Source organism: Blautia luti (assembly GCF_033096465.1).
In the GTDB taxonomy this organism is placed as follows: domain Bacteria; phylum Bacillota; class Clostridia; order Lachnospirales; family Lachnospiraceae; genus Blautia_A; species Blautia_A luti.
The window spans coordinates 3,050,394-3,072,163 of the sequence record NZ_AP028156.1 but is presented as its reverse complement, the minus strand read 5'-3'; the positions used below and the strand labels follow the sequence as shown (position 1 = coordinate 3,072,163).

The following is a 21,770-nucleotide window of genomic DNA, read 5'->3' as shown; positions in this document are numbered from 1 at the left end:
ACAGATTTATGATTTATGCTGATATAATAATAGATATTTCCAGTGACAAGCTGGATCGGAGCTTTCAGTACTGTGTCCCGGCACATCTGGAACAGGAAATAAAACTGGGGATGGTAGTATCCATCCCCTTTGGAAACAGTAATCAGCTCAGAAAAGGGTATGTGACCGGTCTTTCCCAGGAAGCGAAGGTAGATCCCTCCATATTAAAAGAGATCGCAGGATGCTGCAGTGCAGAGGAGACTACAGAGTCCAGACTGATCGCTCTTGCAGCCTGGATGAAGGAAAATTATGGATCCACCATGATCCAGGCTTTAAAGACAGTCCTTCCGATCAAAGAGAAGATCAGGGCAAAGGAAAAACGTTATCTCAGTCTGAGTATTTCAGAAGAAAAGGCTGCAGAGATCCTGGCACAGCTGGAAAAGACCCGGTTTAAAGCCAGAACCCGGCTTCTGCGTGAACTACTGCAGGAGAAACGGCTGGACTATACCACGGCATCCAGAGAGCTTGGGGTCGCTGCTTCTGTGGTAAAGAAACTGGAAGAGCAGGGAATCCTTCATATAGAATATGATGAAGTTCAGAGGAATTCACTGAACACCGGGGATATTCAGAAAGAAGAACCACTGCCTCTTACCACGGAGCAGGAGAGCGCAGTCCAATGTATTCTGGAGGAATGGAAGAGTGCCCAGCCCCGTCCCGTGCTTCTGGAGGGAGTTACAGGAAGCGGCAAAACACAGGTATATATGAAACTCATTGAAGAAACACTGAACAGAGGAGAGCAGGCAATTGTGCTGATCCCGGAGATTGCCCTGACCTATCAGACTGTACGGCGTTTCTATGCCAGATTCGGAGAAAAAGTTTCCGTGATCAATTCCAGACAGTCCCAGGGGGAACGGTATGACCAGTTCAAGCGTGCCAGAAAGGGAGAAGTGCAGGTAATGGTAGGTCCCAGATCAGCATTGTTTACACCTTTTTCCAGACTGGGGCTTATTGTGATCGACGAAGAACATGAACCCAGTTATAAAAGCGAGAACAGCCCTAGGTATCATGCCAGGGAAACCGCAGTAAAAAGAGCAGAACTGGAGCACGCCAGGGTGGTGCTGGGATCAGCTACTCCGTCCCTGGAGGCTTACAGCAGAGCTGTGAGTGATGAATATGTTCTGGTGAAACTGAAGGCCAGATACGGGGAGCGTCCCATGCCGAAGGTTTCCATTGTAGATTTGCGAGAGGAATTGAAGGCCGGAAATCGTTCCATTCTGAGCAGAGAACTGTGGGAAGGGATAGAAAGAAGGCTGGAAAGCCGGGAACAGATCATGCTCTTTCTGAACAGAAGAGGTTATGCAGGTTTTGTGTCCTGCAGATCCTGCGGCCATGTGATGAAATGTCCCCACTGTGATGTATCTCTGTCCGAGCACAATAACGGAAGACTGATCTGCCATTACTGCGGATATGAAACAAAGAAACCACAGGTGTGTCCGGAGTGCGGTTCACCGTATATCGGCGGATTTAAAGCCGGCACCCAGCAGATTGAGAAAGTAGTGCAGGACACATTTCCAGGAGTGAGAACCCTGAGAATGGATTTTGACACTACCAGAAACAAGGGAAGTTATGAGAAGATCCTGGCGTCTTTTGCCGCTCATGAAGCAGATGTTCTGATCGGAACCCAGATGATCGTAAAAGGACATGATTTCCCTGATGTGACCCTGGTGGGAGTGATCGCTGCAGATCTTTCCCTGAATGCGGATGATTACCGATGCGGGGAACGGACTTTTCAACTTCTGTGCCAGGCAGTGGGACGATGCGGAAGAGGAAAAAAGCCGGGGGAGGCTGTGATCCAGACCTATCATCCGGATCATTACAGTATCCAGGCAGCGGCTGTACAGGACTATGAAGCTTTCTATGAGGAAGAGATGAGCTACAGGGAACTGATGGATTATCCGCCGGCAGCACATATGATGGCTGTCCTGGGATCCTGCCCGGAAGAAGAACTTCTGATACAGGCCATGCACTATCTGCAGCTCTATATAAACAGGATCTATAAGAAAAAAGATCTCCATGTTATAGGGCCTGCCTATGCATCGGTGGGTAAAGTAAAGGACATTTATAGACAGGTGATCTATCTGAAACATGAAGATTACGGAACCCTGGTCCGGATCAGGGATCAGATGGAGAAATATATAGAGATAAATTCCGGTTTCCGGAAGATATACATACAATTTGATTTCAGTTAAAAAGCAGATATTTTTGCCTCTGCGATCATTAAGATAAGAAAAGGAGAAGAGAAAATGGCACTTAGAACAATCAGAGTAGAAGGTGATCCGGTACTTACGAAGGTAAGCAGACCGGTAGACAAGATGACACCAAGGAACCATGAACTGATCATGGATATGCTGGATACCATGTATGATGCGATGGGCGTAGGACTTGCTGCACCGCAGGTTGGAATCCTCAAAAGAATCGTAGTGATCGATGTAGGAGAAGGCCCTATCGTACTGATCAATCCTGAGATCCTTGAGACATCCGGAGAGCAGACAGGAGATGAGGGATGCTTAAGCGTACCGGGAATGGCAGGACAGGTTACACGTCCCAACTATGTGAAAGTAAAAGCTCTGGATATAGATATGAATGAAGTGGAATATGAAGGAGAAGGCCTTCTGGCACGTGCTTTCTGTCATGAGATCGATCATCTTGACGGACATATGTATACAGAGCTGGTGGAGGGAGAACTTCACCATGTAACTTATGATGAAGATGAAGAATAAGCGAGAGGAATTGGTGAAATAGTATATGAAGACAGTTTATATGGGAACTCCGGATTTCGCAGTACCGCCGCTGAAAGCTCTGGTGGAAGCCGGATATGAGGTTGCAGCAGTAGTGACTCAGCCGGACAAACCTAAGGGAAGAGGAAAGACTCTGATGCCGACACCGGTGAAAGAAGAAGCACTGATGCATGAGATCCCGGTTTATCAGCCTCAGAAAATCAGAAATAATCAGGAATTTCTGGATACACTTAAGGAAATCCAGCCGGATATCATTATCGTAGCAGCTTTCGGACAGATCATTCCGAAAGAGGTTCTGGAACTTCCGAAATACGGATGCATCAATATTCATGCATCACTTCTGCCGAAGTACAGAGGAGCTGCACCCATCCAGCAGGCTGTGATCGACGGGGAGAAGGAATCAGGTGTTACCATCATGCAGATGGGAGAAGGACTGGATACCGGAGATATGCTTTCGAAGATCGTGATCCCTCTGGATAAAGAGGAAACAGGAGGAAGCCTTTTCGGCAAGCTGGCACAGGCAGGAGCGGAACTTCTGATCAAAACTCTTCCATCTATTGAACAGGGAACTGTGACACCTGAGAAACAGCCCCAAGAGAGTCCTACACCTTATGCAGCCATGATCACCAAACAGATGGGATTGATGGATTTCTCGAAACCGGCAGCTGAACTGGAACGTCTGGTCAGAGGTTTGAATCCGTGGCCAAGCGCATACACTTTTGTAAATGGAAAGACACTGAAGGTATGGAAGAGCGTACTTGGCCAGGAAACTTCAGATGCAGAACCGGGAACTGTGATGGGCACAGATGCACAGGGAATCCATGTTGCATGTAAAGACGGAGTGCTTATTCTTACAGAAGTGCAGCTGGAAGGAAAGAAACGAATGGAAGCAGAGGTTTTCCTGCGGGGATATCATATGGAAGCAGGAACACGTTTTACAGATCATAAGGAGTGATTGAATGTACGGATACTATTTTGACCCTACTTATATATTACTGGTGATTGGTATGGTATTATCTCTGGCTGCATCTGCCAGAGTAAAGAGTACATTTGCCATTTATAACAGAGTGCGCAGCGCATCGGGACTGACAGGAGCGGAAGCCGCTTCCAGGATCCTGCATATGGCAGGAATCACAGATGTGTCGGTAGTTCCCATTGCGGGCAGTCTGACAGATCACTATGATCCAAGAAGCAGACAGATCGCATTGTCCCAGGATGTCTATGACAAAACTTCCGTAGCTGCCATAGGCGTGGCAGCACATGAGTGCGGACATGCCATTCAGGATTCTGTAAATTATGTACCGCTGAACTTCAGGACAGCCATTGTTCCTGTGGCGAATATCGGGTCTATGTTATCATGGCCCTTATTTCTGGCCGGACTGATCTTTTCACTCCGTCCGCTGCTGACACTGGGAATCCTGCTGTTTTCACTGGCTGTACTTTTTCAGTTGGTGACACTGCCTGTAGAGTTCAATGCTTCTTCCAGAGCACTGAAAATGATTGGCAGTTCAGGAATGCTGGGACCGGATGAGGTGAAAGGCGCGAAGAAAGTCCTTACAGCAGCAGCCCTTACTTATGTGGCAGCTCTGGCATCATCTATCCTGCAGCTTTTAAGACTGATCATACTGGCCGGAGGACGAGACCGTGATTAATGGAATAAATACCAGGGAACTGATCCTGGAAATACTGCTTGAAATAGAAGAAGAGGGAAAGCACAGTCATATTGCCATCCGCAATGCGCTTTCCAAGTACCAGTTCCTTCCCAGACAGGAAAGAGCTTTTATCACCAGAGTCTGCGAGGGAACTCTGGAATATCGTATTCTGATCGATTATATTATTGATTCTTATTCAAAGATCACAGTAGATAAAATGAAGCCTGCTATCAGGGAAATCCTGCGCAGTGCTGTATATCAGATTAAATTTATGGACAGTGTTCCGGACAGTGCGGTATGCAATGAAGCAGTGAAACTGGCACAGCGAAAGGGCTTCTATAATCTGAAACCTTTTGTGAACGGGGTACTGCGTACCATTGCCCGGGAACAGAAAAATCTCAGATATCCATCCAGAGAAGAGAATCTAGTCAGGTATCTGTCAGTCAGATATTCCATGCCAGAGAATCTGGTGGAACGCTGGCTTAAGGATTACGGGGAAGAGAAAACAGAGAAAATCCTGGCAGATTTCCTTACAGAGAAATCGGTTACTGTAAGATGCCGTGTCCATAAGTATCCCCAGGAAGAGATTTATCAGAGTCTTGTGAATCAGGGAGTGGAGGTAAAGCCTGCCCCGTATCTTCCATATGCTTATGAAATTTCCAATTATAATCATATTCTGGCACTGGACGCTTTTATCCAGGGAAAGATCCAGGTACAGGATGTTAGTTCCATGCTGGTAGCGGAAGTGGCTGATCCGAAAAAGGGAGATTACATCATTGATATGTGTGCTGCTCCGGGAGGTAAAAGCCTTCATGCAGCGGATAAGATGGGTGATTACGGAACTGTGGATGCCAGAGATGTGAGCCAGTACAAGGTGGATCTGATCGAAGAAAATATCAGTCGTACAGATTCCATTAATATACAGGCAAGGGTGATGGATGCCACAGTCTTTGATGTGGATTCTGAACTGAAGGCAGACATTGTTCTGGCAGATGTGCCATGCTCCGGTTACGGAGTGATTGGCAAGAAACCGGAGATCAAGTACAGGGTTACGCCGCAGAAACAGGAAGAAATCGTGATCCTTCAGAGAACGATCCTGGACCGTGCGGCAGAATATGTGAAGCCGGGCGGAGTGCTGGTATTCAGTACCTGTACCATCGCCAGAGAAGAAAACGAAGAGAATATGATGTGGTTTATGAACAATTATCCGTTTAAGCTGGAGAGTCTGGATCCTTATCTTCCGGAAGAACTTCATTCAGAGACCACAGCTCTGGGATATCTGCAGCTTCTTCCTGGTGTTCATAAGACAGACGGTTTCTTTATTGCAAAATTCAGGAGAAAATAAAATATGACAGATATCAAGTCAATGACTATCGATGAACTGAAAGAACTGATGACAGTTCTGGGAGATAAGCCATTTCGGGCAAAGCAGATCTACAGCTGGCTTCATGAACATCTGGTGACCTCTTACGATGAGATGACCAATCTTTCCAAAGGTCTGCGAGAAAAACTGAAAGAATATCCCATTACAGCACTGGAAGTGGTGGATGTCCAGACTTCCAGGCTGGATGGAACCCAGAAATATCTGTTCCGCCTGACAGACGGCAATGTGATCGAGAGCGTTCTTATGAGATATAAGCACGGAAATTCCGTCTGTATCTCTTCACAGGTAGGATGCAGGATGGGATGCAGATTCTGTGCTTCTACCATCGGCGGGCTGACCAGATGCCTGCAACCGTCCGAAATGCTGGATCAGATCTACAGGATTCAGTCCCTGACAGGGGAAAGGGTATCCAACGTAGTAGTGATGGGCACAGGGGAACCGCTGGACAATTATGAAAATCTTCTCCGTTTCATACATATTCTTACAGAAGACGGAGGACTTCATATCAGCCAGAGAAATCTTACAGTTTCTACCTGCGGACTGGTTCCGAAGATCTATGAGCTGGCAGAAGAGAAGCTTCAGATGACGCTGGCTCTTTCCCTTCATGCACCGAATGATGAGAAGAGAAAGGAACTGATGCCCATTGCCAATAAATATACTATGGATGAAGTGCTGGAAGCATGCAGGCATTATTTCCAGGTGACCGGAAGAAGGATCACCTTTGAGTACAGCCTGGTGGCAGGGGTAAATGACAGTGACGAAGATGCCCGGGAACTTTCCGGCAGGATCCGTGATATTAACTGCCATGTAAACCTGATCCCGGTCAATCCTATCAAGGAGCGTTCCTATGTGCGTTCTACACGGCAGGCTGTGGAGAATTTTAAAATAAAACTTGAAAAATGTGGAATAAATGTTACTATTAGAAGGGAAATGGGCAGCGATATTGACGGTGCCTGTGGACAGTTAAGAAAAAGCTATATGGAAAAAACAGAAAGCGAGAAGTGACATGAGGATATATTCAGCTACTGACGTCGGGCAGAAGCGGAAGATGAACCAGGATTATGTGTTCGCCTCTGCTGACCCGGTTGGAAATCTTCCGAATCTGTTTGTAGTTGCTGACGGCATGGGGGGACATAATGCCGGGGATTATGCGTCTTCCCATGCTGTTGGTATTGTGGTGGAAGAGATTCGTGAGGATGCGGATTTCAACCCTGTGAAAGTAATCCGGCATGCGATCGAAAGTGCAAATACTGAAATTATTACTCAGGCACAGAAGGACGAAAAGCTGAGAGGAATGGGTACCACCATGGTGGCTGCTACGATAGTGGGGCATTATGCCTATGTGGCGAATGTGGGCGACAGCCGGCTCTACGTGGCAGGAGAACAGATTCAGCAGATAACGAAAGATCACTCATTGGTGCAGGAGATGGTAAGGATGGGAGAGCTTAATGCCGAGGAGGCAAGGAACCATCCGGATAAAAATATCATCACAAGAGCGCTTGGGGCGGAAAGAACTGTAGATGTGGATTTCTTTGATCTGAAGCTGGAACCGGGAAATGTGGTTCTGATGTGCTCGGATGGACTGAGCAATATGGTTGAAGATGATAGGATCGGAGAGATCATTTCCGATACAGACAGAGATCTGCAGGAAAGAGGACAGGCTCTGATCAGTGAAGCAAACCGCAACGGCGGCAAGGACAATATTGCAATTGTATTGATAGAACCATTCGCAAATGAGGTGAAAAAATGTTAAAGACAGGAATGATCATAGCAGAACGCTATGAAATATTAGGCAAAATAGGAACCGGCGGAATGGCAGATGTATACAAGGCGAAGGATCATAAACTGAACCGTTTTGTTGCAGTGAAAGTGCTTAAGCCGGAATTTCGGGAGGATACAACATTTATCCGCAAGTTCAGAAGTGAGGCACAGGCTGCAGCAGTTCTGACACACCCCAATATTGTAAATGTATTTGATGTAGGAGATGACAACGGCGTCTATTACATTGTAATGGAATTGATCGAAGGGATCACTCTTAAAGAATACATCTCCAAGAAAGGAAAGCTCTCTGTAAAAGAGGCTACCAGTATTGCAATCCAGGTTTCCATGGGACTGGAAGCTGCTCATAGCCACGGAATCGTACATCGTGATGTGAAACCCCAGAATATTATTATTTCCATGGACGGTAAAGTAAAGGTGACAGACTTCGGTATTGCCCGTGCTGCGTCTTCCAATACCATCAGTTCCAATGTAATGGGATCCGTCCATTACAGCTCACCGGAACAGGTAAGGGGCGGTTACAGCGATGAGAAGAGTGACATCTATTCACTGGGTATCACCCTTTATGAGATGGTAACCGGAAAAGTACCTTTTGACGGTGACACTACAGTAGCCATTGCGATCAAACATCTTCAGGAAGAGATGGTTCCGCCAAGTGTTTACACACCGGAGCTGCCTCACAGCCTGGAGCAGATCATACTGAAATGTACACAGAAGAGTGTAGACCGCAGATATCAGAACATGGAGGATGTGATCGCAGATCTGAAGCATTCCCTCATTGATCCTCAGGGAGATTTCGTTACCCTGACTTCTGTGGATACAGATGCGAAAACAGTAGTTATTTCAGATAAAGAGCTTGGAGAGATCAAGCATATGCCGAAGCAGGTCTCCAAACCGGAACCTGAGGCACTGGAAGAGGAGTTTAATGAGACAGATTATGACGATGAGCCGGAAGAAGGCCGTCACAGGAAAAATAGCCGTTCAGAGAAGAAGCGCAGATCAGGCGGAGGACATGGCCTGACTATTGCGGTGCTGATCCTGGGAGTTGTGATCCTGATCGCTCTTATCCTGGTGATCGGAAAGGCATCCGGACTCATCGGCGGACAGACACAGAACACGAAGACAGAACAGACAGAGACAGCCCAGTCTGATTCAGATGACGGAATGGTAACTGTTCCTGATCTGAGAGGAAAAACAGAAGAAGAAGCAAAAACAATCACTAACGACATGAAGCTTGGCATCCAGCCAATGGGTGAGGAAGCTTCTGACCAGGCAAAAGGAACCATTTCTTCCCAGGATATTCCAGAGGGAAGCAAGGTGGAACCATACACAACCATCAAGTATTATATCAGCAAAGGCGCTCAGCAGGTAACCATTCCGGATATGGATGGACGGACTGGCGTTGATGCACAGCAGACACTGGAAGATATGGGACTGAATGTTACGGTACAGAAAGAGTATTCTGAAGTGGATGATGACGGTAATGCAATGGTTGAATTGGGATATGTAGATTCCATCAGCCCTGAAGCAGGTACATCTGTATCATCAGGAGACACAGTAACCCTGACAGTAAGCCGTGGAATCGATTACGGTGAAAGCGTTCAGGTTCCGAATGTAGTAGGACTGACAAAGAACGATGCTGTTACCAAATTCAGCAAATTCCTGAATGTAGAAGTCAAGGAAGAACAGAGCACAGATGTGGCAGCCGGCGAGGTTATCAGCCAGGAACCGGAAGCAGACAGCTGGGAAGACCCGGATACAGCCAATGTAGTGATCACTGTCAGCACAGGAACACAGGATACATCCCAGGATACCACCTCACAGCAGAATACAGACAGCAGTACAGATACAGTAGCAGACACCGCACAGCAGAGTACAGCGGCTGCCAACGGAGAAGTATGGAAATGTACACAGGCGCTGAATACACCGGAAGGATATTCCGGAGGCTCGATCCGTCTGGAACTGATCCAGACAGTAAACGGTACTCCTACTGCATCGACGATCCTGGATGGACAGACAGTGGAATTCCCGTATTCCCTGGATGTAACAGGAGCACCTGGTGTCAGCGAGGGAACCATTTGTCTTTATGAAGAGATCAATGGAGTTTATCAGAAACTGGGAGATTATTCTGTAACATTTGAAAAGGCAGAGTAGACCATGCAGGGAAAGATCATCAAAGGTATTGCAGGATTTTATTACATCTATGCAGAAGACCATGAGATATATGAATGTAAGGCGAAAGGCATTTTCAGGAAAGATAACCAGAAACCTCTTGTAGGTGATAATGTAGAAATAGAAGTTCTGGATATACAGGAGAAGGAAGGCAGTGTGACTGCCATCCTTCCCCGTAGAAATTCCCTGATCCGTCCGGCAGTTGCCAATGTAGATCAGGCATTTGTGATCTTTGCAATGGAGAATCCCAAACCGAATTTCATGCTTCTGGACCGTTTCCTGATCATGATGGAGAAACAGGATATTCCGGCAGTGGTCTGCTTTAACAAAAAGGACCTGGCAGACAGCAGTGAACTGGAATTTCTGTATGAAACCTATACAGGCTGCGGATATCAGGTGATCCTGTCAAGTACTTTTCAGGGTGACGGGCTGGATGAGATCCGGCAGGTTCTGAAAGGGAAGACCACAGTGGTGGCAGGACCGTCAGGTGTGGGAAAATCTTCCATTACAAATGCACTCCAGGAGAATGTAAAAATGGAAACCGGTGAGATCAGCAAGAAGCTGAAAAGGGGAAAACATACCACCAGACATTCCCAGGTGATCCCTGTAGGCGAAGATACGTATCTTATGGATACTCCCGGATTTTCATCTCTGTATCTGACAGATATGGAAGAACAGGAATTAAAAGATTATTTCCCGGAATTCCGTAAATATGAGGGACAGTGCAGATTCCAGGGATGCAGGCATATCCATGAACCTGGGTGCGCAGTAAAAGAAGCTTTGGAAAACCATAAAATCAGCAGTCTCAGATACGAGGATTATCTTGGGCTGTATGAAGAATTAAAAGAGAAAAGGAGATTCTAACTATGTATCAGTTGTGCCCTTCCATTTTATCGGCAGATTTTAACCGTTTGGGCGAACAGATCAAAATTTTGGAAAACGAAGGGATCGAGTGGCTCCACATTGACGTGATGGATGGAGATTTCGTACCAAGCATTTCCTTCGGTATGCCGGTGATCAAGTCTATCAGAAAAGAATCAAAACTGTTTTTTGATGTACATCTGATGGTATCAGAGCCGGAAAGATACATCAGAGATTTCGTGGAATGCGGAGCGGATTCCATTACCGTTCATGCAGAAGCCTGCGAAGATCTGGAAAGAACCATCGAACAGATTCGTGAAGCAGGAGTGAAGGCGGGAGTATCCATCAAACCGGCCACACCGGTAAATGATATCAGCCATATGCTGGAAGATGTGGACATGGTTCTGATCATGACTGTACAGCCGGGATTCGGCGGTCAGAAATACATGGATGAATGTACAGAGAAGATCCGTGAAGTGAGAGAGCTTATCGATGCTGAGGATCTGAATGTAGATATTCAGGTAGACGGCGGTATTAATGATGAAACCATGGAAACTGTAATGAAGGCAGGTGCCAACCTCCTTGTGGCAGGTTCTTATGTATTTAAGGGAGATCTGGCTTCCAGTGTCAGACATGCAAAAGAGCGGATGAATGACATTATCAGAGAAATTGATTGAGGAACAGCATGACAGATACGATAATAGTAAGCGGGGGCGACATCCACAGTGATTTTGCCCTCGATTTTTTGAAAAAAAATATAGATCAGGCAGGAAGAAAAAATATAAAACTGATCGCAGCAGACAGAGGTCTGGAATTTTTTATAAAAGCGGGAATCCTTCCGGATACAGCAGTGGGAGATTTTGACAGCCTTTCCCAGGAGGGAAAAGATTTCCTGGAAAGTAAAAAAAATGAGATGGAAATCGTCCGTCTGAAACCGGAAAAAGACGATTCAGATACACAGTCAGCCATGAACCTGGCTATTGGCAGAGGGGCGAAGGACATTGCCATTCTGGGCGTAACCGGACGCAGGGTGGATCACCTGATAGCGAATTTCGGACTGTTGATCCTGGGGCAGAATGAAGGGGCGAAAATATCACTGATCGATCAGTATAATTATGTGACCCTGATCCCGGATGGAACGGTACTGAAACGGGAGGAACAGTTCGGCAGGTATGTTTCGTTTTTTTCCATTGGCGGTGATGTGGATGGCCTGACGCTGGAAGGTTTTAAATACCCTCTCCGGGGTTATCATCTGACAGCAGCGGACAGCGGCCTGACTGTCAGCAATGAGATCAGGGAAAAACAGGCGAGAGTAACTTATACATCAGGCCAGCTTATGATGATCATGTCCAGAGACTGAAAGTCCCGGTGCTTGCACATCATAAGGGGTTATGATAAAATAATAAAAGTGTCTGGAAATATTGTAGATCAATACATTTAAAGGAGATATAGAAGAAAGATGAAACTGGGAATAGTTGGATTACCAAACGTTGGAAAAAGTACATTATTTAACTCACTGACCAAGGCCGGCGCAGAATCTGCGAACTATCCGTTCTGTACCATCGACCCGAATGTGGGCGTAGTTACAGTACCGGATGAGAGACTGAAACTTCTGGGAGATTTCTATCATTCCAAGAAAGTAACACCTGCTGTTATTGAATTCGTAGATATCGCAGGACTTGTAAAGGGTGCTTCCAAGGGTGAAGGTCTTGGAAACCAGTTCCTGGCAAATATTCGTGAAGTAGATGCGATTGTTCATGTAGTACGCTGCTTCGAGGATTCCAATGTGATCCATGTAGATGGAAGCATTGATCCTCTCCGTGATATTGAGACCATTAACCTGGAGCTGATCTTCTCTGACCTGGAGATCCTGGAGAGAAGAATTGCCAAAGTGACCAAGACAGCACGTATGGATAAAGAAGCTGCCAAGGAACTTGATTTCCTCCAGAAAGTAAAAGCTCATCTGGAAGATGGCAAGATGGCCATCACAATGGAACTTGAGAATGAGGACGAAGAAGGATGGATGACTACTTATAATCTTCTTACCTGGAAACCGGTGATCTATGCAGCCAATGTTGCAGAGGATGACCTGGCAGATGACGGTGCCAGCAATGAGCATGTGCAGGCAGTGCGCAAATATGCTGCAGAGCAGAACAGTGAGATCTTCGTAATCTGTGCTGAGATCGAAGAAGAGATTTCCGAGCTGGATGACGATGAAAAGAAGATGTTCCTGGAAGATCTGGGACTGACAGAATCCGGACTTGAGAAACTGGTGAAAGCAAGCTACCACCTCCTTGGCCTGATGAGCTTCCTCACATCCGGTGAAGATGAAACAAGAGCATGGACCATCAAGATCGGTACCAAAGCTCCACAGGCAGCAGGAAAGATCCATACAGATTTCGAGCGTGGATTTATCAAAGCTGAAGTTGTAAATTATAAGGATCTTCTGGACTGCGGTTCCTATGCTGGTGCCAGAGAGAAAGGTCTTGTAAGAATGGAAGGCAAGGAATACGTGGTACAGGACGGCGATGTGATCTTATTCCGTTTCAACGTATAATAAAAGGTGAATTATGGAAATGTCGATACGTTTTCCGGGGCTGAATCTGGTGCTGGAATATGTGCCTGCATCATTTACGATCTTCGGAATGGAATTTACAATTTACGGAGTGCTCATCGCCATAGGTGCCCTTCTGGGAATGGGACTTGTGGTGCTGGAGGCAGGAAGGAACCATCAGGATACCAATAAGTATTTGGATCTGTCGATCATTTCACTGGCAGCTTCAGTTATTGGCTCCAGGCTGTTTTATGTGATCTTTTCCTGGGGACTGTATCAGGGTAATCCTATGGGGATCTTTGATCTGAGAAACGGCGGCTATGTTTTCTACGGCGGTCTGCTGTTCGGGATCCTTGCAGCAGTGATCTTCTGCAAGGTTGTGAAAGCTCCTTTCTGGGAAATGGCAGATAACCTGTGTCTGGGAGTACTTCTGGGACAGGTGATCGGACGCTGGGGAAACTTTTTTAACAGAGAATCTTTCGGAGAATACACCAGTGGGATCCAGGCAATACAGCTTCCCCTTTCAGCAGTACGTTCCGGGGAAGTTTCCGGGACAATGAGGGATAATCTCCTGACAATAGACGGAATATCCTATATTCAGGTACAGCCTGTATTTCTTTATGAAAGCCTGTGGTGTCTGGTGATACTTCTGGTACTTCTGGCTCTGCGCAGAAGAAAGAAATTTCAGGGCGAACTGTTCATGTGGTACCTGGGAGCCTATGGCGCAGGACGTTTCTTTTTTGAATGGCTGAGAACTGATAAACTCTGCATTCCCGGAACACGGATCGGCGTTTCTCTGGTGATCTCCGCAGTATTGTTTGTCATCTTTGTGCCGTCAGCTATTGTGCAGAGAGTGATGGTCAAGAAGAGAGACACCATGCGCAGACAGCGCAGGGAACGGATCTGGCAGGAGCAGGAAGAGGCGGAGAGAAAGAAGAAAAAAGAGAAAGAGGATTCATAATGTACCGTGAGAAGGTATGTATATTCTTAACAAAAATAAAGAACAGGTTTTGCGCATTTTAACGATTTTATTTGAAAAAATGAGTAAAAATTTCAAAGTGGTGTGAAATCCCAAAAATAAAGAATCCTTAAATAGAAATTAATAAATTCCGGTGTTAAGTATGGGCTGAAGTGGTTTTTCAGCCCATTTTTTAATGGAAATAACTGGAAAAAAACCCGAAAATAAAGGATATTTCGAAAATGTTAATATATTTCTAAATTTTAAAAATCTTGGTTTGGCACTTGTTTTTTCGGCTTAAATAGTTTAGAATGGGAACATAAGTGGTAGAAAGTGGTGAATAGTGGTGGAGAATGGGGATGCAGTGGCAGAGAAGCTCATTTTCCACCATGGAAATCTGAGGGGGAGAATCAGATTTCCCGAGAGTAGGTGAGTATAATATGTTCATGGGTGAGTACAACCATACAATCGACGCGAAGGGGCGTCTGATCATTCCTTCGAAATTCAGAGAACTCTTAGGGGAAGAGTTCGTACTGACTAAGGGACTTGATGGTTGCTTATCCATTTATCCGATGGACGAATGGGAATCCTTTGAACTGAAACTCAGAGCTTTACCACTTACAAACAAAAACGCCAGAACTTTCTCACGATTCTTTGTTGCTGGAGCCACCACATGTGAGCTGGACAGGCAGGGACGTATCCTTGTACCTCAGACACTGCGTGAATTCGCAGGACTGGAGAAGGATGTGGTTCTTACAGGTAATCTGAACAGGATTGAAATATGGAGCAAGGAAAAGTGGAGCGAGAACTGCAATTATGATGACATGGACAGCATTGCGGAGAGTATGCAGGATATGGGCATTGTGATCTGAGGGATCAGACCACGGTGTAAAGAAAGTTCGTGAAGGGAATCCAGACAGGAGACGGATATGGAATTTAAACACAAATCTGTATTACTGGAAGAAACCATCCAGGGCCTGAACATCAGACCGGACGGAATCTACGTGGACGGCACTTTAGGAGGCGCGGGTCATGCCCGTGAGGTATGTAAAAAACTTTCTGCCAAGGGGAGATTTATTGGCATAGATCAAGACCAGGATGCGATAATTGCTGCGAGTGAGAGGTTAGCCGCCTATAAACAGGCAACGATCATTCGCAGCAATTATTGTTACATGGTACAGGAACTGGCAGCCAGAGACATCCATAAGGTGGATGGGATCGTCCTTGACCTGGGAGTATCCTCCTATCAACTGGATAATGAAGAGAGAGGTTTTACCTATCGTGCAGATGCACCTCTTGACATGCGTATGGATCAGCGCCAGACACTGACAGCCAGTGACATTGTTAATCAGTATGAAGAAAAAGAACTCTATCGTATCATCCGTGATTACGGTGAAGATAAATTTGCGAAAAATATAGCCAAACACATTGTAGCAGCCAGACAGATCAGACCTATCACTACCACAGGTGAGCTGACTGAGATCATCAGGGAATCCATTCCCATGAAGATGCAGGTGAAATCGGGACACCCTGCGAAGAGAACCTTCCAGGCGATCCGTATTGAACTGAACAGGGAACTGGATGTACTCAGAGATTCCCTGGACGGAATGATCGATCTGCTGGACGATGGAGGCAGGCTTTGTATCATCACTTTCCATTCTCTGGAAGACAGGATCGTAAAAACGATTTTCCGTAAAAACGAGAATCCATGTACCTGTCCGCCGGACTTTCCGGTATGTGTATGCGGAAAGAAATCCAAGGGAAAAGTGATCACAAGAAAACCGATTCTTCCAGGGGAGGATGAAATGGAAGAAAATCCGCGTTCCAAGAGCGCGAAACTCAGAATTTTTGAGAGAGTATTGTAATTGAGAGAGGCATGAAATGGCGAAGACAACCAGGGCTGAAACAGCCAGACGAAACACAAATCACGCCAGAGTAAACAGAGGAATGTATGTAGAGGGGAATACGGTCAGACGTCTCGCAGAAGTTCCGGAGAGAAGACAGCCAGGTAGACCACAGCAGCCGGGAAGATCACAGAGGCCACAGCAAAGACCGCAGACCAGTCGAAACCGTCAGACACAGCAACACACGCAGACGGCCAGGCAACCACATCAGCTAAGCATACAGGCACAGCAGAACAGACAGAGAGCCCTTGGAATGGGCGTCGGTTTCGTTGTGTTTTTGTCAGTTGTGTGTATTGCCATACTTTTCTGTTCTGTGAAATATCTCAGGTATAAATCAGAAATTACAGCCAAGATGAGCACAGTGGCATCCCTTGAGGAGGAACTTGCACAGTTGAAAGAGGATAATGACGCATATTACAGTCAGGTGACCTCCAATGTAGATCTCAATAAGATCAAAAAGACTGCACTGGGAAGTCTGGGAATGAAATATCCGTCAGATGATCAGACAGTATCTTATTCCACCTCAGGCAACAGTTATGTGAGACAGTATCAGGATGTACCAGATTCGAAGTAGGTGAGTAATTGAGTAATACAGGAAATAAACGAAGACCAAGAAAAAAACCACAGAGAAAAATAAATTATAATATGAAGAGAAAGCTGGTAATGCTGTTTTCGGCAGTGTTACTGGCTTTAGTCGCATTAACGGCAAGAATTACCTATATTAATGCCACCAGCGGCAGCAAATACAAAAAACAGGTACTAAGCCAGGCACAGCAGAAATATCAGAGCCAGACCCTTCCTGCCAAGCGTGGGGACATATATGACCGGAATGGAAATATCCTGGCAACCAGCAACAAGGTTTATAATGTGATTCTGGACTGTAAAACAGTTAACTCGGAGGAGGATTATGTAGAACCTACCATCAATGCACTGACAGAGGTGCTGGGACTTGATGAAAATAAGATCCGCAGTCTGCTTTCCGATGATAAAACAAAGGAAAGCCAGTATCAGATCCTGACGAAACAGCTGTCCATGGATAAGAAGAAAGAGTTCGAGGAATACGAATCGGCAGATGTGGATTCCGGACTGACGACTGCACAGGCAGAACAACGTGCCAATATCAAAGGCGTGTGGTTTGAGGAAGATTATCTCAGATCCTATCCGTTTAACGATGCAGCCTGTGACACCATCGGGTTCACTCTTGACAGGGATGTGGCAGATGTAGGACTGGAAGGTTATTACAACAGCACACTGACTGGCGTGGATGGCCGACAGTATGGATATATCAATAATGATTCCGATGTGGAACAGACCATCATTCCTGCAAACAACGGCAAGAGCATCCAGACAAGCATTGATATCGGTGCGCAGCAGATCGTAGAGAAATATGTAAACGGTTTCAAAGAAGCCATGGGAGCCAAGAATATCGGTGTGATCGTGGAGGATCCTTCCACAGGAGAGATCATTGCCATGGATGGTGGCGACCGTTATGACCTGAACAATCCAAGAGATCTTTCCAATGTATATTCCAAGGAAGAGATCAAGGCCATGAACGATGAGGAGACAGTAGAGGCACTGAACGGTATGTGGAGCAATTTCAGTGTAACAGATGCCTATGAACCCGGATCAGTAGTAAAACCTATCGTCATGGCAGCAGCACTGGAAAAGGGTGCGATCCAGGAATCTGATACTTTCGTGTGCGATGGTTCACAGACTTTCGGCGATACCCTGATCAAATGTGCGGTATGGCCGGATGCCCACGGAACAGAAACACTGGGAGAGGTGATCGCCAATTCCTGTAATGATGCCATGATGCAGATCGGTGCCAGACTTGGATCCAGACAGTTTGTAAAAGCGCAGAGTCTGTTTAACTTCGGTACCAGAACAGGTATTGACCTTCCAAATGAGGGAGCTGGTATTATCCATACAGAAGATTCCATGGGAGAGACAGAACTTGCATGTTCTGCCTTCGGACAGGGATTTACCTGTACCATGATCCAGGAGATCAATGCCATGTGTTCCGTTATCAATGGAGGCTATTACTATCAGCCGCATCTGGTAACGAAGATATTAGACAGCAGCGGAAGTACGGTGAAAACGATTTCTCCTACACTGTTGAAGCAGACCATTTCCTCACAGATCTCCGCTGATATCAGAAGTTACATGGAACTGAGTGTACAGCAGGGTACCAGCCGCCATTCCAAGGTTCAGGGTTACAGCTCAGGCGGTAAAACAGGTACTGCTGAGAAATACCCACGTGGAAATATGAAATATCTGGTATCCTTTATCGGATTTGCACCGGTGGATGATCCGGCTGTAGTGATCTATGTAGTTGTAGATGAGCCGAATGTAGACGACCAGGCAAACAGTACCTATCCTCAGTACATTGCACAGGGGATTCTTTCTGAGCTTCTTCCGTATCTGAATGTGAAACCGGATGAATCAGAGGACGGCACAGTACCGGAGACGGAATTATGGGAAGGCTTTAAAGGCCATCTGAAAAGTGCTACAGGCACAGATCTGGACAGTGACGGTAATCTGGTGGATGCAGAGGGCAATCTGATCGACTGGGACGGCAACCGTATTGACCAGAACGGATATCTTCTGGATTCCAACGGAGACCACATTCTGGATGAAGAAGGAAATTATAAAATGTCCACGAACCTGACAATAGGTTCCGGAAGTACTACAGCAGATTCTTCGGAGGATGGAGTGTCCAATCCGGATGCACCTGCACCTCCAGAGGATGATGAGGAAGATACCACACAGGATAATAATGCAGAAACAGACGGCATTACCAATGAGGAAGCCGGTCTGGAATAACAGAAAATACCGTACAGGCAGACAGAGGGAATATCTCCGCAGAGAATCTTCATATATTAATATGACGATTTCTGCGGAGTTTTTGTTTTATGAAAAAGAATATGACTTTTCATAAGAAAAAGATCTGGGTAGTATTTCTGTGCTGTGTACTGATGATCACTGGGCTTGCAGGCAGGCTGTTTTATCTGATGTGCTTCCGGTCAGATTATTATTATGAAAAGGCGAAGGATCTTCATGAAAGGGAAAGAGATATCAAAGCTGCCAGGGGAAAGATCCTGGATGCCAGAGGAAAAGTCCTGGCTTCCAACAGAACTGTATGTACCATCTCTGTGATCCACAGTCAGATCAAAGAGCCGGAGAAAGTCATTTCCCTTCTGGCACAGAAACTGGAAATGCCAAAAGACCAGATCCGTAAAAGGGTAGAAAAAGTCTCATCTATAGAAAGGATTAGAACCAATGTGGAGAAAGAAGTGGGGGATGCCATTCGTGAAGAAGGACTTTCCGGTGTGAAAGTGGATGAAGATTATAAAAGATATTATCCCTACGGCAGCCTTGCCTCCAAAGTGCTGGGTTTCACAGGAGGTGACAATCAGGGGATCATCGGTCTGGAAGTAAAATATGAAGAAATATTAAAAGGCAAGCAGGGAAAGATCCTCACTACCGCAGATGCCAGAGGCGTGGAACTGGATGCTCTGGGAGAAACCAGAGAAGACCCTGTAGAGGGCAGCAGCCTGGTTCTGAGCCTGGATGTAAATATCCAGGAATATGCCCAGCAGGCAGCATTGAAAGTAATGGAAGAAAAACAGGCAGAAAGAGTTTCGATTCTTTTGATGAATCCGCAAAACGGAGAGATCTACGCCTGTGTCAATGTACCGGAATTCGATCTGAATGATCCCTTTACCCTGAACACACAGACGGAAAGTGGAGAAGTCACCGGGGAAAAAAAACAGGATTTACTGAACCAGATGTGGAGAAATCCCTGCCTGAACGATACTTATGAGCCGGGATCCACCTTTAAGATCATTACCATGTCTGCAGGTCTGGAAGCCGGTGTGGTGTCGAAAGATGACAGGTTCTACTGTCCGGGATATAAAGTGGTGGAAGACAGAAGGATCCACTGTGCGAAAAGAACAGGCCACGGAGCCCAGAATTTCGTGGAAGGAGCCCAGAATTCCTGCAACCCTGTCTTCATAGAGGTGGGACTCAGACTGGGAGTGGAACGGTATTATAAATACTTCCGCCAGTTTGGGCTTTTTGACAAAACAGGTGTGGATCTGCCGGGAGAAGCAGGGACTATCATGCATGCCATGAAAAATATGGGAGAAGTGGAACTGGCCACTGTATCTTTCGGGCAATCCTTCCAGATCACTCCCATCCAGCTTGCCACAACAGTAAGTTCCCTGATCAACGGAGGAAAAAGGATCACGCCCCATTTCGGAGTGTCCGTGCTGAACCCGGATGGAACAGAAGGGGAAAAACTGACCTATCCTGTGAAAGAGGGAGTTGTTTCGGTAAATACTTCAAAGCAGGTCAGGGAAATACTGGAAACTGTGGTATCCCAGGGATCCGGCAAAAATGCAAAGATCGAGGGTTACTCCATAGGTGGAAAAACAGCTACTTCACAGACACTGCCCAGAAGTGCCAATCGTTATATTTCCTCATTTCTGGGATTCGCTCCTGCCGAAGATCCTCAGATCCTGGGGCTGTGCATCATTCACGACCCACAGGGGATTTATTATGGCGGAACCATTGCAGCACCTGTGATCCGCAGTATCTTCGAAAATATCCTGCCTTATCTGGGAATTGCAAAGACCGCAGAAATCACCCCGGAAAAGACCTCAGAGGGTTGATTAATGAAAAAAAAAGCCTTATACTAGGAAATGATCAAGAAAAAATTTAATAAAAACGAAAGAATGAACGAGGTGTAAAATGGAATTTCAAGTTGTAATCCCTGTGCTGATCGCATTTGCCATCAGTGTTGTATTAGGACCGATCATCATTCCTTTCCTCAGGAAACTGAAGATGGGCCAGACAGAAAGAACAGAAGGTGTGCAGTCCCACCTGAAGAAAGCGGGAACCCCTACCATGGGCGGTGTGATCTTTCTTATCGCTACTGCTGTAACTGCGCTGTTTTATGTAGGAGATTATCCGAAGATCATTCCGGTACTGTTTCTCACACTTGGATTCGGTATCATCGGATTTCTGGATGACTATCTGAAAGTTGTCCTGAAACGTTCTGACGGACTGCTTCCATGGCAGAAATTTCTGCTGCAGGTGATCCTGACGGGAATCTTCGTGTTCTATATTGTGAATTATACAGATATTTCCCTGACCATGCGTATTCCGTTCTGGAGCGGACATTTCCTGAATCTGGGATGGCTGGCTTATCCGGTACTGTTTTTCGCAGTGATCGGTACTGTAAACGGTGTAAACTTTACAGACGGTCTGGATGGTCTGGCTTCCAGCGTAACTCTGATCGTAGCTGTTTTCTTCTCAGTAGTTTCCATCGGAATGAAATCAGGCATCGAACCGATCACCTGTGCAGTTGTGGGAAGTCTTATGGGATTTCTGTTGTTTAATGTATATCCGGCGAAAGTTTTTATGGGAGATACCGGATCACTGGCACTGGGCGGATTTGTAGCAGGTACTGCTTATGTAATGCAGATGCCGTTATTTATCCTGCTGGTAGGTCTGATCTACCTGATCGAGGTACTTTCCGTCATGATCCAGGTAACTTATTTCAAAGCAACCCATGGCAAACGTATCTTTAAGATGGCTCCGATCCATCATCATTTTGAACTGTGCGGCTGGTCTGAGACAAGAGTAGTTGCCGTATTTTCCGTAATTACTGCTGTTATGTGCATGATCGCACTGCTGGCATTATAAAGAGCGGGATTTAAGGAGGA

19 protein-coding genes are annotated in these 21,770 nt (G+C 46.1%); all 19 read left to right on the top strand.

Annotated elements, in window-relative coordinates:
* The first annotated feature begins 8 nt into the window (after positions 1 to 8).
* The 19 genes from priA (at position 9) to mraY (ending at position 21,750) form a co-directional block, all read left to right on the top strand.
* On the top strand, positions 9 to 2,228 hold the full coding sequence (gene priA, locus R8695_RS14185; protein ID WP_154779612.1) for a replication restart helicase PriA: 2,220 nt from the start codon (positions 9 to 11) through the stop codon (positions 2,226 to 2,228).
* A 54-nt stretch (positions 2,229 to 2,282) separates the two neighbouring features.
* Positions 2,283 to 2,759 carry a peptide deformylase gene (gene def, locus R8695_RS14180; protein ID WP_154779613.1) on the top strand — a complete coding sequence of 159 codons (477 nt, stop codon included), beginning with the start codon at positions 2,283 to 2,285 and terminating at the stop codon, positions 2,757 to 2,759.
* Between the two features lie 25 nt (positions 2,760 to 2,784).
* Positions 2,785 to 3,732, top strand: coding sequence for a methionyl-tRNA formyltransferase (fmt, locus tag R8695_RS14175; protein WP_154779614.1), 948 nt, complete (start codon positions 2,785 to 2,787; stop codon positions 3,730 to 3,732).
* A 4-nt stretch (positions 3,733 to 3,736) separates the two neighbouring features.
* Positions 3,737 to 4,429 (top strand): zinc metallopeptidase, encoded by a 693-nt coding sequence (locus tag R8695_RS14170; protein WP_118509455.1) that lies wholly within the window; start codon positions 3,737 to 3,739, stop codon positions 4,427 to 4,429.
* On the top strand, positions 4,422 to 5,774 hold the full coding sequence (gene rsmB, locus R8695_RS14165; RefSeq protein ID WP_118509456.1) for a 16S rRNA (cytosine(967)-C(5))-methyltransferase RsmB: 1,353 nt from the start codon (positions 4,422 to 4,424) through the stop codon (positions 5,772 to 5,774). Before R8695_RS14170 ends, rsmB begins: the two co-directional genes overlap by 8 nt.
* 3 nt (positions 5,775 to 5,777) lie before the next feature.
* The gene (gene rlmN / locus R8695_RS14160; RefSeq protein ID WP_118509457.1) at positions 5,778 to 6,818 is read left to right on the top strand and encodes a dual-specificity RNA methyltransferase RlmN; all 1,041 of its coding nucleotides are present in this window, start codon (positions 5,778 to 5,780) and stop codon (positions 6,816 to 6,818) included.
* A gap of 1 nt (position 6,819) precedes the next feature.
* Positions 6,820 to 7,566: a Stp1/IreP family PP2C-type Ser/Thr phosphatase gene (locus tag R8695_RS14155; RefSeq protein ID WP_118509458.1), complete on the top strand. Its 747-nt coding sequence runs from the start codon at positions 6,820 to 6,822 to the stop codon at positions 7,564 to 7,566.
* On the top strand, positions 7,560 to 9,746 hold the full coding sequence (pknB, locus tag R8695_RS14150) for a Stk1 family PASTA domain-containing Ser/Thr kinase (RefSeq protein ID WP_118509459.1): 2,187 nt from the start codon (positions 7,560 to 7,562) through the stop codon (positions 9,744 to 9,746). Before R8695_RS14155 ends, pknB begins: the two co-directional genes overlap by 7 nt.
* A 3-nt stretch (positions 9,747 to 9,749) precedes the next feature.
* A complete protein-coding gene (gene rsgA / locus R8695_RS14145) occupies positions 9,750 to 10,628 on the top strand; it encodes a ribosome small subunit-dependent GTPase A (protein ID WP_118509460.1) in 879 nt (292 codons plus the stop codon).
* 2 nt (positions 10,629 to 10,630) lie between these two features.
* Positions 10,631 to 11,302: a ribulose-phosphate 3-epimerase gene (rpe, locus tag R8695_RS14140; protein WP_118509461.1), complete on the top strand. Its 672-nt coding sequence runs from the start codon at positions 10,631 to 10,633 to the stop codon at positions 11,300 to 11,302.
* Between the two features lie 8 nt (positions 11,303 to 11,310).
* On the top strand, positions 11,311 to 11,985 hold the full coding sequence (locus R8695_RS14135) for a thiamine diphosphokinase (RefSeq protein WP_118509462.1): 675 nt from the start codon (positions 11,311 to 11,313) through the stop codon (positions 11,983 to 11,985).
* 99 nt (positions 11,986 to 12,084) lie between these two features.
* Positions 12,085 to 13,182, top strand: a complete 1,098-nt coding sequence (ychF, locus tag R8695_RS14130; RefSeq protein ID WP_118509463.1) for a redox-regulated ATPase YchF — start codon at positions 12,085 to 12,087, stop codon at positions 13,180 to 13,182.
* Positions 13,183 to 13,201: 19 nt separating this feature from the next.
* The gene (gene lgt / locus R8695_RS14125) at positions 13,202 to 14,140 is read left to right on the top strand and encodes a prolipoprotein diacylglyceryl transferase (protein WP_118509505.1); all 939 of its coding nucleotides are present in this window, start codon (positions 13,202 to 13,204) and stop codon (positions 14,138 to 14,140) included.
* Between the two features lie 437 nt (positions 14,141 to 14,577).
* Complete coding sequence (mraZ, locus tag R8695_RS14120; RefSeq protein WP_118509464.1) at positions 14,578 to 15,009, top strand: division/cell wall cluster transcriptional repressor MraZ; 432 nt, start codon at positions 14,578 to 14,580, stop codon at positions 15,007 to 15,009.
* Between the two features lie 57 nt (positions 15,010 to 15,066).
* Complete coding sequence (gene rsmH, locus R8695_RS14115) at positions 15,067 to 16,002, top strand: 16S rRNA (cytosine(1402)-N(4))-methyltransferase RsmH (protein WP_118509465.1); 936 nt, start codon at positions 15,067 to 15,069, stop codon at positions 16,000 to 16,002.
* Between the two features lie 16 nt (positions 16,003 to 16,018).
* Complete coding sequence (locus tag R8695_RS14110) at positions 16,019 to 16,615, top strand: FtsB/FtsL family cell division protein (protein WP_167515438.1); 597 nt, start codon at positions 16,019 to 16,021, stop codon at positions 16,613 to 16,615.
* 8 nt (positions 16,616 to 16,623) lie between these two features.
* Positions 16,624 to 18,864, top strand: coding sequence for a peptidoglycan D,D-transpeptidase FtsI family protein (locus R8695_RS14105; RefSeq protein ID WP_330584966.1), 2,241 nt, complete (start codon positions 16,624 to 16,626; stop codon positions 18,862 to 18,864).
* Positions 18,865 to 18,953: 89 nt separating this feature from the next.
* A complete protein-coding gene (locus R8695_RS14100) occupies positions 18,954 to 20,714 on the top strand; it encodes a peptidoglycan D,D-transpeptidase FtsI family protein (RefSeq protein ID WP_154779615.1) in 1,761 nt (586 codons plus the stop codon).
* Positions 20,715 to 20,793: 79 nt separating this feature from the next.
* Entirely contained in the window at positions 20,794 to 21,750 is a 957-nt protein-coding gene (gene mraY, locus R8695_RS14095) for a phospho-N-acetylmuramoyl-pentapeptide-transferase (protein WP_118509467.1), read from the top strand.
* Positions 21,751 to 21,770: the final 20 nt, after the last annotated feature.

Coding starts and splice junctions, on each gene's coding strand:
- priA (WP_154779612.1), top strand. CDS start 9: ATGATTTATGCTGATATAATAATAGATATTTCCAGTGACAAGCTGGAT.
- def (WP_154779613.1), top strand. CDS start 2,283: ATGGCACTTAGAACAATCAGAGTAGAAGGTGATCCGGTACTTACGAAG.
- fmt (WP_154779614.1), top strand. CDS start 2,785: ATGAAGACAGTTTATATGGGAACTCCGGATTTCGCAGTACCGCCGCTG.
- R8695_RS14170 (WP_118509455.1), top strand. CDS start 3,737: ATGTACGGATACTATTTTGACCCTACTTATATATTACTGGTGATTGGT.
- rlmN (WP_118509457.1), top strand. CDS start 5,778: ATGACAGATATCAAGTCAATGACTATCGATGAACTGAAAGAACTGATG.
- R8695_RS14155 (WP_118509458.1), top strand. CDS start 6,820: ATGAGGATATATTCAGCTACTGACGTCGGGCAGAAGCGGAAGATGAAC.
- pknB (WP_118509459.1), top strand. CDS start 7,560: ATGTTAAAGACAGGAATGATCATAGCAGAACGCTATGAAATATTAGGC.
- rsgA (WP_118509460.1), top strand. CDS start 9,750: ATGCAGGGAAAGATCATCAAAGGTATTGCAGGATTTTATTACATCTAT.
- rpe (WP_118509461.1), top strand. CDS start 10,631: ATGTATCAGTTGTGCCCTTCCATTTTATCGGCAGATTTTAACCGTTTG.
- R8695_RS14135 (WP_118509462.1), top strand. CDS start 11,311: ATGACAGATACGATAATAGTAAGCGGGGGCGACATCCACAGTGATTTT.
- ychF (WP_118509463.1), top strand. CDS start 12,085: ATGAAACTGGGAATAGTTGGATTACCAAACGTTGGAAAAAGTACATTA.
- lgt (WP_118509505.1), top strand. CDS start 13,202: ATGTCGATACGTTTTCCGGGGCTGAATCTGGTGCTGGAATATGTGCCT.
- mraZ (WP_118509464.1), top strand. CDS start 14,578: ATGTTCATGGGTGAGTACAACCATACAATCGACGCGAAGGGGCGTCTG.
- rsmH (WP_118509465.1), top strand. CDS start 15,067: ATGGAATTTAAACACAAATCTGTATTACTGGAAGAAACCATCCAGGGC.
- R8695_RS14110 (WP_167515438.1), top strand. CDS start 16,019: ATGGCGAAGACAACCAGGGCTGAAACAGCCAGACGAAACACAAATCAC.
- R8695_RS14100 (WP_154779615.1), top strand. CDS start 18,954: ATGAAAAAGAATATGACTTTTCATAAGAAAAAGATCTGGGTAGTATTT.
- mraY (WP_118509467.1), top strand. CDS start 20,794: ATGGAATTTCAAGTTGTAATCCCTGTGCTGATCGCATTTGCCATCAGT.